Here is an 18,149-nt window from a genome sequence, read left to right as displayed (position 1 = left end):
CCCCCTATTTTATCTTTTTACAGGTTACTATGTAAATTGGATTTATGGCTTTTGCCATATCATAAGGACCGACTGCTTCAAGTCGATTGACCTGCACCTGTATTGCTTCATATTTGAATTCTTCCTTATGACTCCTCATATACGCCAGACAAGATGAAAGCGTCTGTATTGTTATGCAGTTCAAAACAATATTTCCGCCAACCTTAAGATGCGCATTTATGACATCAAGTATCGGGTCCAGCTGCTTTCCGCTGCCTCCGATGATTACGGCATCACAGTCAGGCATATTTTCCATTCCTGCCGGTGCCTCCGCTTCAATAACGGTTAAGTTCGATACGCCGAATTTCTCGGCATTTTTCTTTATTAGCTCAATTCCTTCGTGATTTCTCTCTATTGCGTATACATGCCCGTTTTCGGCGAGCCTTGCCGCCTCTATCGAAAGAGAACCTGTTCCGGCTCCGATATCCCATACAATATCATTTTTTGAAATCTGCGCCTTTACCATTGTCAGAACACGGATTTCCTGTTTTGTCATAGGAACCTTGCCGCGTATGAATTCTTCATCAGGTATGCCTAAAAATGCCATTTATCCTTCCACCACCAATATGCAATGTGTCTGTTCCTTTTCATCGGCAGCCTCACCCAGTGTCGTACGAACAATTTCCTCATCCTCATACGACAGCCGCGAGCAGATGGCAAGCCGCGCATCCTTTGGCCAACCGCGTTTTATAAGGACCTCCGGTATAGTTTTGGAACTGTATTTGGCATCTGTTAAAAGCCCCAGAAGCTTTCCCTTCTCATAACGCAGTGATACATCGTCAGGAACACGTCCGTGAAAGCTTAAAAGCAGTGCATCATGCCAGGGAAGCGCAAGCTTCGAAAAAGCGTACTGCACTGAGCTGATTCCGGGAATAACCTCCAGCACATCCTCCGGAAACTCACGGCGCAGCGCGTCCAGCAGGGAATAATACCCCGGGTCGCCTGAGACCATAACGACTACATCCGATGATTCCAGATTTTCTCGGATAAAGCTCATGACCGCCGGGATATCTCCCCGTATAGCCATTGTCTTCTGTCCGTTTCCTGCAAAATCGGCAAGCGCACGGCTTCCGCCTACAAGAACATCTGCGTTTTTTATTACCTCTGCCGCAGCAGGCAGCACGTATTTGGGATTTCCCGGTCCTATACCTGCCACTATTATTCTATATCCCAATGAAAATCCCTTCCCATCTCTTTGGCGTGCTCATCCATACCGAGAATCGTCCCCTGCATGGTAGCAAGTACCGTACCGACAGTCAGCTTGTTGAAAATAAACCGTTCAGCGCGGGCGCTGGCACGTTCCGCAAGTGTATTGCACACGTGCATATATTTATATTCTTCAAGAACAGTCAATGCATCCTCTGTTGTGGTAGCATTTAAAATTCTTTGTATTCCCTCAGCAGGCATTCCTGCCGCTGCCGCGTATGCGCCGATAGCTTCAAGCCGTGCATCGCCTATACGGTTGTGTGTATAAAACACACCTGCGGCAACCTTTGCGAGTTTTCCTATATGTCCAAACAGCAAAACACGCTTGACTCCGCGTTCTGCCGCAGCCTCCAGCATAAATCCGATGAAATTGCTGGTCTGTACGATGGCTTCCTTCGGAATGCCATGCTTCACAGCAAGTGTCTCTCCGATTTTGCCGGGAACGAATACCTGCGTATCAAGTCCTGCCGCAAGTGCCACATCAATCTGCGGAACCAGGGAGTTTTTGAACCCTTCCTCTGACATAGGCCTGAGAACGCCCGTTGTACCGACAACAGATATTCCTCCGACAACACCAAGCACAGGATTCAATGTCTGCTTGCAAAGCTCTTTGCCGGCAGGGATAGAAACTGTTACCTCAAGGTCTGCTCCGACACCCAAAACTTCTTCCACGACATTTTGGGTGAGCTTCCTAGGTCCGGGATTGATTGACGGCTCTCCGACAGGTACGGATAATCCCGGCTTTGTTACAGTGCCGATTCCTTCTCCTGCACGAAATACTAAACCGCTTCCCTGTGGCAGATGCCGTACTGTTGTAAATACAGAGACACCGTTCGTTATATCCGGGTCGTCTCCGGCATCCTTAATTATCTCTGCACATATTCCCTCTTCTGTCCGTCTTACAGCCTTAACGGGAATTGTCAAAATTGTATCATCAAGTGCTTTCAGTTCGAGAGTATCACATTTTTCGCCCTTTTCATACAAAAGCGCTGCCTTAACTCCCGCAGCCATACATGCCCCGGTTGTATAACCTCCGCGCAGTTCCTTCGCCAAAAAAAATCCCCCTGTCCGTCAACAGACAGGGAGATACCGTTAAACTCGAATCACTTCCACCCCGCCTATCAGCCGTAGGCCGCCTGCATACGCAGTACGGTGCTGCAATCAGGCAGGTCTCCTGGCTAAATTCATCACATCTTCAGCCTTCCCGGCACATGCCAGTGGCATACAGAAAATGCTCCTTCATACAGTGGCGGGACCGCGCCGGAATCGGACCGGACTTCCCTATTAAGCTTTTGCACCTGATTGCCGTATATTCTGTTAAATTAAAACCACGTAATATTATAACGCATTCGTTCAAGTTTTGCCAAGGGCAAAACTTCCTCTGACAGCGTTTCAACGAGTAGAACGAGTTATAACGCATTCGTTCGAGTTTTGCCAAGGAAAAAACTTCCTCTGACAGCGTTTCAACGAGTTTAACAAGTTATACAGCAATAAGGTTGAAGACTATAGCGAATCTACATGCACGGGTATATCAGTCTCTACCTTTACAGCATCATGGTCGGACAGACGGTAAATATAGCATTCCTTTACTTTCTTCTTCGTACTGCGTTCAACAGCTTCACGATAAAGCGCAAGCTGGACAGCGTAACGCTCCCGTATGCTGTCGGGGGTTGTGTTTCTGTCGGTTTTATAATCAACGAGAACGATATTTCCGTCATCTTCCTCAAAGAAAAGATCTACAACACCCTGAAGGAAAATCATATTCTCGGATTCCCTGCTCTTTTCGTATCCAAACCGCGATGCATCAACAAGCATGCTGAAGGACTGCTCACGATAAACCGCTCTTGCTTTTTGCATGCGCTTTCCAATCTCAGATTCAAAGAAGGCATTCAACGCGGAAATGTTAACGGCCTGCCGTTCCTCCTCTGTCAAAATCCCTGACTCCGCCAGAGCATCCACAGATTTTTCTACGCTTTCTATTCCTTTCGGATAATCCTTTATTTTTTCAAGCACACGGTGCATAAGTGTACCATAATCCGCTCCGGTGAATGTATCTGCAGATTTTTCCGATGGTTCGCGCATAAAATCCGGCATAGGAAAATCCTGCTCCTCATTCTTATTTACGATACCGGGCAGCATCAGCGGTTCCTCCTGCTCATCACTATGTACTGCATGCACACGTTCCTTGATTTCAGTAACCGTAAATTTTGAAGGAGTGTCTATAGCAAAAGGATATACCCAGTCCAGGATTGATTTTTTTGCTTTTCCGCTCTCCGTCTCCGGCAGCGGCAGCTGTTTTCTTATGCGTTCCTCCCACTCCGGCGCTGAATGCTCCTGCTCCGTTACCTTGTCCGCTACTGCGGGAGTGATTGACACACTCATGCTGAACGTGCCGAGGCTTTCGCTGTCATAGCCAAATTCCGTCACACCGCCGGCATAATCGGCAAATCCTCTGAGTCGTTCTCCGCATTCCTCATCACGCATTACTGCAGGTGCAATCCAATCCAGCCAGCTATTCGCTTCCATGACGACGTACCCCGGAATTGCAGCATCAGAATTTTGCAGCACGCGGCACCACTTTAACACTTTTTTGCCAAGGCCGCCAACATTTCCTGTCATAATGAGTTTTTCTCTGGCCCTTGTCATTGCAACATACAGAATACGCATTTCCTCGGCCTTGCATTCACGCATAAGCCTCATCGATACAGCCTGTCTTGCAAATGTCGGATAACGCCATTTGAGAGGCCCGTCTGTACGCGTGCAGTACGGCCCGATACCCAGCTCTCTGTGCATCAAAAGAGTTTCACTTGTATCCTTCGTGTTAAATTTCTTTCCTATGTTGGCAATGACAACTACAGGAAACTCCAGTCCCTTGCTCATGTGAACACTCATTATACGGACAACATCTTCATTTTCACCAAGGGTTCGCGCAGAGGAAAGGTCCGTTTTTCGTTTCTGCATGTTCCGAATGAACTGTAAAAAACGGAAAAGTCCACGGAAGCTTGTTTTCTCGTAGTCAAAGGCACGGTCGCTGAGCATACGGAGGTTGGCCTGTCTCAGGATTCCACCGGGCTGCGCTCCGACGTAATCGTAATATCCGGTATCAAGATACAGTGTATGAAGAAGCTCCGGTACTCCTGCCCGTCTTGATATGCGCCGCCAATCCACAAGCTTTTCACGGAATTTGACAGCCTTCTTATTATCTGACACGGCAAGAGCATCATACAAATCGCCATCATTACTCCCGGCGCGAAGCTCTGCCAGCTCCGCGGCATCCATTCCGACTATCGGTGAATGAAGCACCGCCGCCAACGGAATATCCTGATGAGCGTTGTCGATAACAGCCAGCAGTGAAAGCATGAGACGTACTTCGACTTCCTCAAAATAGCCGGCATCAAGCGACGCGTATGCCGGTACACCGCGGCTTCTCAGCACCTCTACGATTGTCTGGGCTTTTCCGCTGACCGAACGCATAAGCACCGCCATATCACGCCAGCATATCGGGCGGTACTGCTTCGTTTCCTTATCAAACACCTGACGGTTTTCTTCCTTCAGCTCCAGCAGCCGCTTCGCTATTACATGCGCCTCAAGCTCCAGTCCCTCCAAGTCTTCTTCTTCGTCATCATTCTTGTCGTCCATATTAACCAAAACCAGCTCTGCCGGAGCCTCGTCAAAGCTGTTTTCAGGTGGATTGCCGTAATCCGCTTTCGCATACAGGGCGGCATCCGCATCATAATCAAGCTCCATTTCGGGTTTAATCATGAACTGCGAGAAAAGAAAGTTAACAACACCCAGCACCTCTTTGCGGCTTCGGTAATTTTCCTTCAAAAAAAGTGCCTTCATGTCATCAGGATGCTTCAAGGCTTCCTCCTGCTTTTTCAGGAACAGCATAGGGTCGGCCAAACGGAATCTATAGATACTCTGCTTAACATCACCGACGGCAAACATGTTGCTTCCGTTTTGAATACATTGCAGAATAGCCTCCTGCACTCCGTTAGTATCCTGATATTCGTCAACCATGACCTCTTTATATTTCTGTCGGAGCTTTTGCGCGGTATCTGTCACACGTCCTGTAAAACGTCCGGTTGCGGCATCCTTTTCCAATAGAAGCTGTAATGCGTAATGCTCCAGGTCATTGAAATCCAACATGGATTTTTTCTTCTTTGCTCTCTGAAATGCTTTGCCGAAATCCTTAACAGTGCGGCACAGGGTTTCCGCAAACGGGCGGACAGCGCGCAAATCTTCAATAATATCTTCCTCAGAAGCGAAAAAATAGAATTCCTTAAGCTTTTTGTAAGCATCCTTTATTTCATCGCGTCCGTCCTTTATTTCTTTCTTCGCGACATCATCTCCGCCGCGAATAGTTTTTATACGTGGGAAGCTTACATTGATTCCTGCCTGAAGCTCATCCCACGTTCCGTTCTCAAGCATTTCTATGAGCTTTTCCGTTCGGGCCTTATCTTCTTCAAGTGTTTCCTTATAAGGCTCACAGCCGTTTTCAACGGAACGTTGTGCCAGATATTCTGCTTTATCAGCCGCACCTCTTAAGACACGTCTGATATCATCGCACACTTCTTCATACCATGGTGTATCCTTCAAGGAAGTGTCATCCTTCACATCAAAACGCTCCGACAGCCCGTCAAGCCATTTATCAGGTTCAGGCTGACTGCGCGAAAATTCATAAAGGCGAAGAATCATAGCATAAAGCTCTTCATCGTCACGGTCTGAGCCGTACTGCTGTACAAAGCTCAGGAAATCCTTGTTTCCCTCCGAGTATTTTTCCTCAAAAAGTTCTTCAACTACGCTTTCCTTCATAAGTCCGATTTCCTGCTCTCCTCCGAGTCTGAATTTCGGATCAAGGTCAAGCTGTGTGAAGTTTTGACGGATTAATGACTGGCAAAAAGAGTGCAATGTGGAAATCGAAGCGTTTGGAAGACGGACAAGCTGCTGAAGAAGCTCCTTGTGTGTTTTTGAAGCCTCCAAAAGCTTTTTCTCCACGCGTTCCTTCATTTCAGAAGCGGCAGCATTTGTAAAGGTAACAACAAGAAGTTCATCTACGTTATACCGGCCGCTTATTATGCTGTCCACGATACGTTCCACAAGGGTAAAGGTTTTTCCTGAGCCTGCAGCCGCTGACACAAGCAGTGAAGTACCGTTCAAATGAATCGCCTTATCCTGGTCGGGCGACGGTGTGTCCTTTTTCTTTTTCATATCAGTCATTTTCTACAGCCTCTCCTTTCTTCCCCAATTTCTTCATTTTCTCCAGAATTTCCTCATTTTCCATATCTTCAATAATGTGCCAGCTGTTTCCAATCTTCACGTCAAATCCGCACACTGCTTTATACGAACAATATTTACACGCATTTTCCGATTTATGCTTGTACGGGCGGACGCGTATCTCTCCACCTAATATTGATTCTGCAGTATTCTTGAGACAGGCCTCCGTATAATCAAGAATGACCTTCAAATTGTCTTCAGTCTTTACATTATTTTTACCTTTTCCCAAGCTTCCATCACTCTTGAGCGTCACACAGAGGTATTTGTTCGAGTTATCAATAGCCTTTATAAGCTCAGGTGTTTCCAACACCCAGCCATAGCAGCGCAGCTTTTCGGCAAGCTCATCCATTGCCTTTACCGTATCTCCTCTGTTTTTCATCTCTATCACCGGATTCTTGAGGTAGCAGTAAAAGAGTCCTGCCGGGCGGCGCTTCTCTCCGTTAGCGGCAAGAATGCGTCCTGCCGCCATGACATATGTCAGAAGCTGCAGCCTGAGTCCTGTATATACATCAAGCATCGAAAGCCCCGCATTTCCTGTCTTATAGTCGATAACAAGATAATACGGCTCATTCTCTCCGGTTTCCTGATTTTGAAGCTCCCCTACATCAATACGGTCAATTTTACCTTTAATATCCAGCGTAATATCATTTGACAAAGGATATGTAATAACTGAACCCTCCTGCGCGGTACGTCCAAAGGATTTTTCAAACATACGGGGCTGAAACGATGAAGCCTTGGCAAATCCCACGGCTCTTGCGATGGACTCCTGCAGGGTTTCTTCAATACGTGCCATTACGTTCTTATACTGCTCAGTAGAGTACAAAATCTCATTCTGAACCATCGGTGCCTCTGCCATCATGAGCTCATGGCATATTTGTTTCTGTTCATCCGGGGTAACAGAACCCCAGCTTTTGTTTTCCCTGCTCAGGCGTTCACCAAAGCTGCACATTATGTTATGCATCAGATTGCCATAATCAAGCGCCCTGAACGAAAATTCATTGCGTTCCTCAAGATGCAGGCCGTACTGGGCGAAATATTTAAATGGACACTGACCGAAGGTCTCAAACTGCGAAACACTGCCTTCCATCCTTTTTTGGGCGGCAAAGATTCTTGCAGCAAGCTTCGGTGGGATAGCTTCATCCCCGGCCCGCGCCACTGCGCCTCTGCACAGCAGTGAAAGCCTCTCCGGGTCATGCTCTGCTGCCCAATTATATACTGACGTCCAATCCTGATTCCCATTGTCATCCGAGAAATAGGAACGCAGTGCGGATGCCAGCCGTCCGACAGAACGCTTCGGCTGTGTAAACTGAAACTCATCTCTGCAGTCGGCACCCTCCAGAGGAATTGTATCAATAGGATTCAGAAGAATGGAATGCAGCTTTCTTACGACAGCAGCTCTGTTAAGTCCGCTTCCCTCGCTGTCAGAAAGAGCCCACGATACCCAGAGATACTCCCGTGCTTCCGTAAATCCGTGATATAAAAGATAATTTTCATTTGCGCTTTCCTGTGTACGGGACGGGGCAAGCTCTATTTTTCCTGACGTAACCACTTCAATACGGCTGCGGTCAGCATCCGTCAGAATCCCCTTTTCAGCACTGCGCCTTGGCATAACGCCTTCATTTGCTCCCAAAATATAAACTGCTTTGATATTATCAATGCTGTTTTGGTCAAACGAGGCAATAGTAACCGCATCATTCCCTGGAGGTACAAGCGCAATCTCCATTGTATCAAGTCCGTCACATACAATGTCCGAAAACTCCTCAGGCTTCAGCTTTTCATCCCCTGTAATGGTAACAAGCTCATCCAAAAGCTCCATTACAGATACCCATATTCTGCGATGCTCTTCGGCCTCATCAAGGTCTCCGTTCTTTTCGGCCTCAACAGCCCAGGAAGATAAGCTTTCCCGTACCCGAAGCCGCTCCAAAAGGCCGTAGACAGCCCTTACAAGCTCACGTACACACTCCGCCCCGCGAAGCTCCTCCGAAAACTCATGCAGTGCGGTATAGACAGCTTCCCGTTCCTTATTGATTCTTTCGAGTATTTCAATACCTGTATCTTCGTTCTCTCCGGCACGCTTACGGCGATATGTCCAGACAGTACCCCATGCCTTTTCTCCACGTATACCTGATGCGAGCACATAATTTTCGAGCTCGTCCGCGTTATCCGGAGACAGTGGCAGCAGCCCTGTTTTGACATATCGGAATACCGTTTCATACCGCCACCCCTGGGTAACAGACTCCAGCGCGGAACGTATAAGCTCTGCAAGCGGATGATGCACAGCCGCCCGCTTCCAGTCGGTATAGAAAGGAACATCATAATCCGTAAGCAGCTCTTCAACAATGTTCAGATAGTTTTCCTCATCCCGTAGCAAAATACCAAAATCATTCCACCGCCATCCGCGCTCGCGGCACTGCTTTACGATATCAGCAACGGCCGCCTCTGCTTCAAGACGCCGGGTAGCTGCCTCCGTAAGCTTCACTCCGTCCCCATTCTCAGGCTTATATGTACCATAATCAAAAAGACGCTGTTCTATGATATTAAGGCCTCTGCTTTTGAATCGGCGGCTTTCCTTCAGAACACGGACCTTAAAGGGAATTTTCAGACCTGCCGCTATCTCCTTTACACTCTGCAGCGTACCTGCCAATCGGTAAAACAGCTCCGATGCAGGGATTTCTGTTCGGAAAGGAATATCCCTGTCCAAAGCAAACGTGATGTGAACTTCCTTGGCCGTCCTAAAAATTTCTCCCAGCACAATCCGTTCATTAGGATTAAAAAACAGGAAACCGTCAATCCATACCTCTGCGCCTTCAAAAAGCGATGAACCTGAAACCGCACATGCAAGCTCCTTCATACGGTCATCGGAGTCCTGATATTTCCCCTGTGTTTCCTTCAGATACTCCTCATAGAGAAGTGCAATTTCCTCCAGCTTTTGCGAAAAAATGCTGTCTTCGTCATCTCTGCCGGCGCTGCGCAGGCTTTCCGGAGAAACATCATAGCTTTTGAATTCCTCGAACAGCGCTTCCAATGGCTCGGTAAAACGCCGCTGTGCAGCGGCACGTCCAAGCACCTCAAGCTCCTTTTCCCTTCTTAACAGAATTTTTTTCAGAAGCAGACGTTTTCCGAGTCTGCTTATGCCGGGAAGCAGAGCATTTTTTCTGTCCTTCAGAACACGCCATGCCAAACGACGGAAGCCTGTCACAGTCGTTCGCATGTCGCTCTTTGATGTCAGATGCTCCAAAAGCTCCTTTTCCGCGGCATAGGTTCTATGCTCCGGCACAAGAAGTATAAGAGGTTTTCCAAGCGGCTCAGCCTCAATTCTTTTTCTTATTTCTTCATAGCATTCATGCGTTTTTCCTGTCCCTGAGCGTCCAAGAATACAATCTATATAATCTGCCATAGGCGCACCTCCTGATTAATCTACAAAAATATTATAAGACTATTATGCAAATTTTGCCTATGGAAAACTATGCACAATAGTCTTATAACTCAGCAAAATACATGCCTCGTTGAAACGCTGACAGAGGAAGTTTTGCCTTTGGCAAAACCGGAACGAATGCGTTATAACTCGGCAAAATTCATGCCTCGTTGAAATGCCGCAGAGGAAAGTTTGCCTATGGCAAACTTTGATTGCAGGCATTATAATAATATTTGATTTATGAAAGGAGACTTGTACAAATGAAATGTAAATACTGCAACGCAGATGTAAGTGTAGCAGAAAAAATCTGTCCACACTGTAATCATCCTGTTAACGAGGATAATCCCGAGACAATCGCCAAAAAGAAAAAAAGCCGCTGGCTTGCCGTCGGTATCGCAGCAATTGCAATTATCTTCATCGTTACGACAGTCGGCATGATCATGAGCAGCAATTCCGCAACGACCAGCGCCGTTAACAGTGCAGTAAACAAGAACTCTGCCCCTGCAGGAAAAACCATCGGCATTACTTACACGCTTCTTCATGAGCGCTTTAACGACAACGTAAATGTAAAAAAGCAGGACATACTCATGAAAAACGTCACAAACGGAGACTTCAGCTATAATCTTGATAAATCGATTCTTCTTTCGGGAAGCGTTGACCCGGGTTCAAAGGAAGTTACGAAGCTGCAGATTATCGCAAAACCGACCAACAGAGATGAATCCATCAAGATGCTCACAGCCATCGGTGTAATCGTTGAATCCCTTTACCCATCAGATGCCAACCGCATGCGCGACACCGTGCTCGGCGAGATGGGCTTCAAGCAGGGCGGAGATATCAGAAACGCAAACAACTCCGCTGTGCATGATAATTTTAAATTCCACTTCGCGGCTGTCCCGGAGGTCGGATATGTATTTACAGTAACAAACAAAGATGCCGCTGAATAACAAGAATCCCCTGTTCATTAGTATATCTAACGAACAGGGGAATTTTTTACTCATAAGGAATCTTTTTCTTAAAGCTTCGGACCTGCAGCAACAAGGGCTTTACCAATTTCATTTGTCGTGTATTTGACAAAGTTCTTGTTAAACAGCCCTGCCAGCGTAACTGCCTTTTCTTCCCATTCCTTCGGGTCAGCATATGTATCGCGCGGGTCAAGAACCTTTGTATCTACGCCTTCAAGCTCTGTCGGAATTTCCAGGCCAAAAATCGGCAGTTCCTTCGTAGGAGCCTTCGTGATAGCACCATTAAGAATAGCATCAATTATTCCGCGGGTATCCTTGATGGAAATACGCTTTCCTGTTCCATTCCAGCCCGTGTTTACGAGATATGCCTTGGCTCCGCTTATCTTCATCTTTCTGACAAGCTCCTCAGCATATTTGGTAGGATGAAGCTCAAGGAATGCCTGACCGAAGCATGCCGAGAACGTCGGAGTCGGTTCAGTAATGCCGCGCTCTGTACCTGCAACCTTTGCGGTGAATCCGGAAAGGAAATAATATTCAGCCTGCTCAGGAGTGAGCACGGAAACAGGAGGCAGAACACCGAAGGCATCAGCCGAAAGGAAGATAACATTCTTTGCGGCAGGAGCAGAGGAAATCGGTTTAACAATGTTGTTGATGTGCTGGATAGGATAAGAAACGCGTGTATTCTCCGTGACACTCTTATCGTCGAAATCAATCTTTCCGTCCTCTGAAACAGTAACATTTTCCAAAAGCGCATTGCGTTTGATTGCATTGTAAATGTCAGGCTCAGATTCCTTATCAAGATTTATAACCTTTGCGTAGCAGCCGCCCTCAAAGTTGAAGACGCCGTTATCATCCCAGCCGTGCTCATCATCACCAACGAGCTTGCGTTTCGGATCCGTGGAAAGTGTCGTCTTTCCTGTTCCGGAAAGTCCGAAGAAAATTGCCGTATTCTTTCCATCCATGTCCGTATTTGCGGAGCAGTGCATTGCAGCGATGCCCTTGAGCGGAAGGAAATAGTTCATCATGGAGAACATGCCTTTTTTCATTTCTCCGCCGTACCAGGTGTTGATGATTACCTGCTCACGGCTCGTGAGATTGAATACAATCGCTGTCTCCGAGCGAAGTCCAAGCTCTTTATAATTCGTTACTTTTGCCTTTGAAGCATTGTAGACAACGAAATCGGGCTTAAAGTTCTTTTCTTCCTCCGGTGTCGGTTTAATGAACATGTTGCGGACGAAATGTGCCTGCCATGCAACCTCCATGATGAAACGCACAGCCATACGCGTATCTTTATTTGCTCCGCAGAAGCCGTCAACCACATACAGCTTTTTGTTGGAGAGCTCTTTCTTTGCAATATCAATAACGCCTTCCCACGCCTTCTGACTTGCACGATGGTTGTCGTTCGGATACTCATCAGAGGTCCACCATACCGTATCACGTGATACATCATCTTCCACGATGAATTTATCCTTAGGTGAGCGGCCCGTAAATTCTCCGGTCATGACATTTACCGCATCCAGTTCTGTCATCTGACCTTTTTCATAACCCGTAAGACCCGGCTGCATTTCCTCATCAAAGAGAGCTTCGTATGACGGATTATACAAAATCTCTGTCGTTCCGGTAATTCCATACTGTGTCAAATCGATGTCTGCCATGTGATTGTCTACCTCTTTTTTTCAAAATTTTTACGATACAGAAAATTCTAATCGAATCGCAACTAATGTCTATTATACACCAAACGAAAAATTCATGCTAAACAAAATTTATTTTTTTCATTTCTTTTTTTGAAAAAATAAAAAATCGTTGAATTTTAGAATAAAATCCAACGATTTCAATGATTTTGTGTTCAGAATACTGAAAGCTTACCCTTTCGCGAAGTCAAAAACAACATTCTCCATACCATCTTTTTCACAGCATGTTTCATGCAGCACTTTCGCATCCTTTAACATTGTCAGTCCTTTCGGAGCTTTGACTTCATTTTTTGCCTCAAGAGCATCGAGAAGTTCAAAAGGATTTTTTCCTTCTGCAGCTTCGCCAAGTGCCTCCAGCACGCTGTCATTAAACTTATACGGACTTGCTGTAGAAACAATCAACATCGGGCGCATATCATCAGTCTTGCGGCGGTACGCGTCAGCCGCTGCCCATGCGACCGCAGTGTGGGGATCAAGCACATAATGCGTCTTATCATACACTTCCCTGATGGTTTCCTTTGTCTTTTCATCATCAGACCAGTCCGCCCAGAAATAGTTCTGTACACGCTGCAGCATTCCAACTCCTACATCATAAAGTCCATCCGCTGCCAGCATTTCCATCCATCCGTTAACGCGCATAGTATCGCCTGTAAGATGATAGAGCAGACGTTCAAGATTGCTCGATATCAGGATATCCATTGACGGCGAAATTGTTTTTGCAAACGGACGGTTGCGGTCATAATATCCTGTCTGCAGAAAATCAGTAAGAACATTATTCTGATTGGAGGCGCAGACAAGATGACCAATCGGCAGGCCCATCTGCCGTGCATAGAAACCGGCAAGAATATTGCCAAAGTTTCCTGTCGGGACAGTGAAGTTTATGGTATCACCTGATTTAATTGTTCCGCTTTTGCACATATCCGCATAAGCACTGAAATAATAAACAATCTGCGGAACAAGACGTCCCCAGTTTATGGAGTTTGCACTGGACAGCTTTGTTCCTTTTGTCTCAAGCTGCTTTACAAAAACATCGTTTTTAAATATCTTCTTTACACCGGTCTGGGCATCATCAAAGTTACCCTTTACCGCAATGACCTGAACATTATCGCCCTTCTGCGTCACCATCTGCAGCTTCTGCATTGCACTGACGCCGTTCTCAGGATAAAACACCTGTATCTTTGTCTGCGGTACGTCTGCGAAACCCGCAAGCGCGGCTTTTCCTGTATCGCCTGATGTCGCGACAAGAATCTGTATGGTCTTTTTTTCGCCTGTTTTCTGAAGTGCTGTCTGCATAAGCTGCGGAAGAAGCTGCAAAGCCATATCCTTGAATGCGCTTGTCGGGCCATGCCAAAGCTCCAAAACGGTGCGGTCGCCCACCTCTTTTACCGGAGCAACCTCCTCCGTATCGAATTTACCGTTTCCGTATGCGTTCGAAACACATTTTTTAAGCTCATCTTCAGTATAATCAGTCAGGAACAGTCCAAGTATTTTTACTGCGCGTTCCTGATACGTCATATCCTTCAATTCGTCAATAAACTCAGAATCAACCTTCGGAATTTCCACAGGAACCAAAAGGCCTCCATCCACCGCAATACCCTGCAGGATTGCATCTGCAGACTCCATTGATTCGCTCTTTCCTCTCGTACTCATGTACTCCATTGCATTCGCCTCTCTCATCGGGATTTCTACTCCTGTCAGATTGTGATACAATACCATTATCCTTTGGAAAACACATACTTCATAAAATGTGTACTGTTTTCTCTCTTATTCAACAATCCGCCGTTTCATTATAACAAATAAGGTGGTTTATTTCCAATTTTTATGTAAAATTATTGAAATTTTTCCACCTGTACGAAACATATGGCGCTTTAAAAGGAATACTATGAAGGAAGTGTCTTATATTGCTAAACATTGCACTCGCTCAAATGGAAATAATCCCGGGACAGCCCGATAAAAATGCCGAAAAAATGCTCAAATTTATAGAAGATGCAAAAAATAACCATGCAGATATGATTATTTTCCCTGAGATGGCTATACCGGGCTATTTACTTGGTGATACCTGGGAACAGCCGTCATTCCTGGAGGACTGCGAGGCCTACGGCCGCGATATTATAGCAGCCTCAAAGGATATTGTTGTTCTTTTCGGCAATATTGCAATCGACAAGGATAAGAAAAACAACGACGGCCGCATACGAAAATACAATGCCTTTTTTGCGGCACAGGACGGAAAGCTGATTCCGCCTTCAGGCAAATCACCTTATCCCTTTGTCATAAAGACACTGCTTCCTAACTACAGAGAATTCGATGATACCAGATATTTTTACAGCCTCGAAAAGCTCGCCCGCGAGCTGAACATAAATACAGAGGAGCTTCTCGCACCGGTAAAAATCAATGTTTCCGGCAAAGAATACTGCATCGGCTGTCTTTTGTGCGAGGATGGCTGGAGCGATGATTACGCTCTTGCTCCCCTTTCTGTACTGCATGAAAAATTCCATCCGGATTTTTTCGTGAATATTTCCTGTTCTCCCTTTACGCTGGGGAAAAATGACAAAAGAAACAGAGTCTTTTCCGCTCAGTCTAAGGAAATAAATGCACCTTTGGTTTATGTCAACAATGTAGGTATACAGAACAACGGAAAAACAATCTACACCTTTGACGGCTCAAGCACGGTATACAGCAAAACAGGCGCAACAGTCCATGCCTGCCCTGCATTCAAGGAAACTCTTTCGTATGTTGTATTGGAAGATATAGCCGAAGAAAACAAAAGCATTGACACCACACGCAAGGAAAATCAGATTGAGGAAATTTATAATGCTGTAACCTACGGAATACGCCATTTTTTGGACAGTATCAGAATGAAAAAAGTGGTCATCGGCATATCCGGCGGAATAGACTCTGCAGTCGCCTCCGCGCTATACTGCAAGGTTCTTGGCCCGGAAAACGTACTTCTCGTAAATCTTCCAAGCCGATTCAACTCTGATACCACAAAAGGACTGGCTCACAGACTTGCCCAAAACCTTGCCTGCAGATACGCGGTGTTTCCGATACAGGAATCCGTTGAGCACACCATTTCACAGATAGAAAACATCTCAATTCAAAATCTGTATGATAACACACAGGAGCATTGGACGGTGTCAGACTTTAATGTAGAAAACATTCAGGCACGCGACCGCTCATCCCGTGTTTTGGCTGCCCTGTCTGCTGTATTTGGCGGCGGTTTTACCTGCAACGCAAACAAAGCCGAGACAACCGTGGGCTACTCCACACTCTACGGCGACCAAAGCGGTTTTCTTGCTGCTCTGGCTGACCTGTGGAAATATCAGGTGTATAGTCTTGCAGAATATATGAATGATACTGTCTACGGGCGTGAAGTAATTCCACATGAAACTATAACTCTGCCCCCGTGCGCGGAGCTGTCTTCAAAGCAAAACATCGACGCAGGCCAGGGCGACCCTCTACAGTACCCCTATCACGACTATCTCTTCCGTTCCTTCATTGAACGCTGGAAGAAAGCAGCCCCTGAGGATATACTTGAATGGTACGTATCAGGCACTCTGGAAGATGAAATAGGCTGTGAAAGCGGACTTGTTAAAAAGCTGTTCCCAACGCATAAGGCTTTCATTGACGATCTGGAACGCTGGTGGAACCAGTTCTCAGGCATTGCCGTTGCAAAGAGAATACAGGCTCCTCCTGTTCTGGCTGTCAGCCGCCGCGCATACGGCTTTGACCACCGCGAAGCACAGAACGGCCCCTATTACACTCGCCGTTACAAACAGCTCAAAGAAAAACTACTCAAATCGGAATAAAAAACACCGGATTATCAAGGATATATTCCTATGACAATCCGGTTTTTTATTAAAAATTTTATTAATTTACAAAAAATGGTAAATTTTTCTTGCAAAAATTATATAATTCGATTATTATAATGTACATGTCCAAAAACGGAGTTATACAAAAAAGAGAGGATGTGACAAATTGATTAAAGAGCTGACAACATGCTTGACCGGATTTCTGATGATGGCCGGTACGACAGGTTTTGCAGCAATTCCAAGCACAGACATTGCCATTGGCGGAATCAAGCCCGGCATGAACATAGATGAAGCCATTGCTGCGTTCGGACAGCCGACGTACCATGACCAAGGAGAGGAAGCTTTATTTCAGAACGGCATCAAGATCGATTTAGACGATTATACACGTCGTACAATCGAAGAAATAAAGCTCTCCGGTTCCAGTGATATTGCGACACCTGCAGGAATAACAATCGGTTCCTCCGAAAGTGCTGTCACTGAAGCCTACGGACACCCCGACAAGCTGAAGAATGAGGATGGCGTACAGGAATACACCTATTACGCTGCAGACAGCGGTATGAAAATTGAGTTCAAAGTAATCCGCGGCACTGTCGCAAAAATCAAGTGCGAACTCAACAACTGAAAACGTCATATTTTGTATGATGGGCACAAGCCTAAAGGGCGTCACGCAAATGCGTGACGCCCTTCGTTTTTCACAGGTTAACTTTTACAACAGCTCTTGCCTGAGGACGGAATACTTTATCCCATTTCTCAGGAAGCGCGATACGAACTATTAACTTCCCGGCATGAATATCGTTGGGATCGAAGCCTTCCGTTCCTGCCTTAACTTCCTTTTTTCCCTTCGGCTGCTCAATATCGGTGATAGTACCTTCAAAGGTTTTACCGCTGACAGTGTAAGATACATATTGTCCAAGACTCAGGAGTTCTTCCCTCTCGGGATCGACATAAGCCTCTATCCAGAAGCTTTCCGAGTTTCCGATGGAAAGGATTACCTGTCCGGCCTTTACTTCATCATCAGCTTTTAATTCAGAAAGATATACCGTGCCTGCGACCGGCGCTGTGATTTCTGTAGCCTGTGATGCCTGCTGTGCCTTTGCCAGCGCGGCCTCAGCCTGTCTCACCGTAAGCTCTGCCTGACGTATTGCCTGTTCACTTGCAGGCTGATGAACAGTCTGATATGAAACAGTCGGAGCATAGGCCCCTGACATCTCATATTCTGCGCGTGCTTCTTCAACCTGCCGCGCGCTGACCGCACCGATGGAATAAAGCTCCTCCATCCGCTCAAGTCTTGCCGCAGCCTGCGCAGAAGAACCACCGGAACCGCCTTCTATAACAACAGGCTGAGATACGGTTGTCCCCTGCTGAACACGGGTAAGATTCTGCTTTGCAAGCTCAACGGTTTTTTCCAGCTGCTGAATCTGTTCCTCAGAAACCTTTACCTCAATTTTAGCCAAAGGCTGACCGGATTTTACGTTCTCTCCATCTTTGACGAGAATCTCGGTAATTACGCCATCAGCCTTTGTTCTGGCTCCAACAGCATTTCCTTTTACTACCGCGTCTGCTATGTTAAGAACTCTGTGAGTACTCTGATACCACCATACAGCACCGGAGCATAACACAGCAGCAGCAATCATTCCAACCAATCCATATTTTAAAATTCTGTTGACTGTACTGCTTATATCAATTTCTGTCATAATCCCTCAATGCCCTAACTGCCACAAAAGACGCGCAGAATATCTGCGCGTCTTAA

11 protein-coding genes and 1 riboswitch are annotated in these 18,149 nt (G+C 46.3%); of the genes, 3 read left to right on the top strand and 8 right to left on the bottom strand.

What is annotated here, in order from left to right; all coding sequences use genetic code 11:
* Nucleotides 1–4 precede the first annotated feature (4 nt).
* The 5 genes from cbiT to BUA83_RS04625 form a co-directional block, all read right to left on the bottom strand.
* Nucleotides 5–586: a precorrin-6Y C5,15-methyltransferase (decarboxylating) subunit CbiT gene (gene cbiT / locus BUA83_RS04645; RefSeq protein ID WP_072935017.1), complete on the bottom strand. Its 582-nt coding sequence runs from the start codon at nucleotides 584–586 to the stop codon at nucleotides 5–7.
* Nucleotides 587–1,213: a precorrin-6y C5,15-methyltransferase (decarboxylating) subunit CbiE gene (gene cbiE / locus BUA83_RS04640; protein ID WP_072935016.1), complete on the bottom strand. Its 627-nt coding sequence runs from the start codon at nucleotides 1,211–1,213 to the stop codon at nucleotides 587–589. It lies immediately after the preceding gene.
* Nucleotides 1,198–2,298 carry a cobalt-precorrin-5B (C(1))-methyltransferase CbiD gene (gene cbiD, locus BUA83_RS04635; protein ID WP_072935015.1) on the bottom strand — a complete coding sequence of 367 codons (1,101 nt, stop codon included), beginning with the start codon at nucleotides 2,296–2,298 and terminating at the stop codon, nucleotides 1,198–1,200. The genes cbiE and cbiD overlap by 16 nt, the downstream gene beginning before the upstream one ends.
* A gap of 94 nt (nucleotides 2,299–2,392) precedes the next feature.
* A riboswitch (cobalamin riboswitch) is annotated at nucleotides 2,393–2,562 on the bottom strand.
* Between the two features lie 186 nt (nucleotides 2,563–2,748).
* Nucleotides 2,749–6,465, bottom strand: a complete 3,717-nt coding sequence (gene addA / locus BUA83_RS04630; RefSeq protein ID WP_072935014.1) for a helicase-exonuclease AddAB subunit AddA — start codon at nucleotides 6,463–6,465, stop codon at nucleotides 2,749–2,751.
* Nucleotides 6,458–9,919 (bottom strand): PD-(D/E)XK nuclease family protein, encoded by a 3,462-nt coding sequence (locus BUA83_RS04625; RefSeq protein WP_072935013.1) that lies wholly within the window; start codon nucleotides 9,917–9,919, stop codon nucleotides 6,458–6,460. Before BUA83_RS04625 ends, addA begins: the two co-directional genes overlap by 8 nt.
* 278 nt (nucleotides 9,920–10,197) lie before the next feature.
* Here BUA83_RS04625 and BUA83_RS04620 point away from each other — a divergent pair, with 278 nt between their 5' ends.
* On the top strand, nucleotides 10,198–10,881 hold the full coding sequence (locus tag BUA83_RS04620; RefSeq protein ID WP_072935012.1) for a hypothetical protein: 684 nt from the start codon (nucleotides 10,198–10,200) through the stop codon (nucleotides 10,879–10,881).
* A gap of 68 nt (nucleotides 10,882–10,949) precedes the next feature.
* Here BUA83_RS04620 and pckA read toward each other — a convergent pair whose 3' ends face one another.
* Both pckA and thrC read right to left on the bottom strand, forming a co-directional pair.
* The gene (gene pckA / locus BUA83_RS04615) at nucleotides 10,950–12,554 is read right to left on the bottom strand and encodes a phosphoenolpyruvate carboxykinase (ATP) (protein WP_072935011.1); all 1,605 of its coding nucleotides are present in this window, start codon (nucleotides 12,552–12,554) and stop codon (nucleotides 10,950–10,952) included.
* A gap of 207 nt (nucleotides 12,555–12,761) precedes the next feature.
* The gene (thrC, locus tag BUA83_RS04610) at nucleotides 12,762–14,267 is read right to left on the bottom strand and encodes a threonine synthase (protein WP_072935010.1); all 1,506 of its coding nucleotides are present in this window, start codon (nucleotides 14,265–14,267) and stop codon (nucleotides 12,762–12,764) included.
* A gap of 224 nt (nucleotides 14,268–14,491) precedes the next feature.
* Here thrC and nadE point away from each other — a divergent pair, with 224 nt between their 5' ends.
* Both nadE and BUA83_RS04600 read left to right on the top strand, forming a co-directional pair.
* Complete coding sequence (gene nadE, locus BUA83_RS04605; protein ID WP_072935009.1) at nucleotides 14,492–16,396, top strand: NAD(+) synthase; 1,905 nt, start codon at nucleotides 14,492–14,494, stop codon at nucleotides 16,394–16,396.
* A gap of 169 nt (nucleotides 16,397–16,565) precedes the next feature.
* The gene (locus tag BUA83_RS04600) at nucleotides 16,566–17,021 is read left to right on the top strand and encodes a hypothetical protein (protein WP_072935008.1); all 456 of its coding nucleotides are present in this window, start codon (nucleotides 16,566–16,568) and stop codon (nucleotides 17,019–17,021) included.
* A 70-nt stretch (nucleotides 17,022–17,091) separates the two neighbouring features.
* Here the strand turns inward: BUA83_RS04600 and BUA83_RS04595 are convergent, their stop codons facing one another.
* A complete protein-coding gene (locus BUA83_RS04595) occupies nucleotides 17,092–18,093 on the bottom strand; it encodes an HlyD family secretion protein (RefSeq protein ID WP_072935007.1) in 1,002 nt (333 codons plus the stop codon).
* Between the last annotated feature and the right edge of the window lie 56 nt (nucleotides 18,094–18,149).

This window comes from Schwartzia succinivorans DSM 10502, from assembly GCF_900129225.1.
GTDB lineage: Bacteria > Bacillota > Negativicutes > Selenomonadales > Selenomonadaceae > Schwartzia > Schwartzia succinivorans.
Note: the sequence above shows the minus strand (reverse complement) of the source record. Positions and strands in the feature narration are given on the sequence as shown.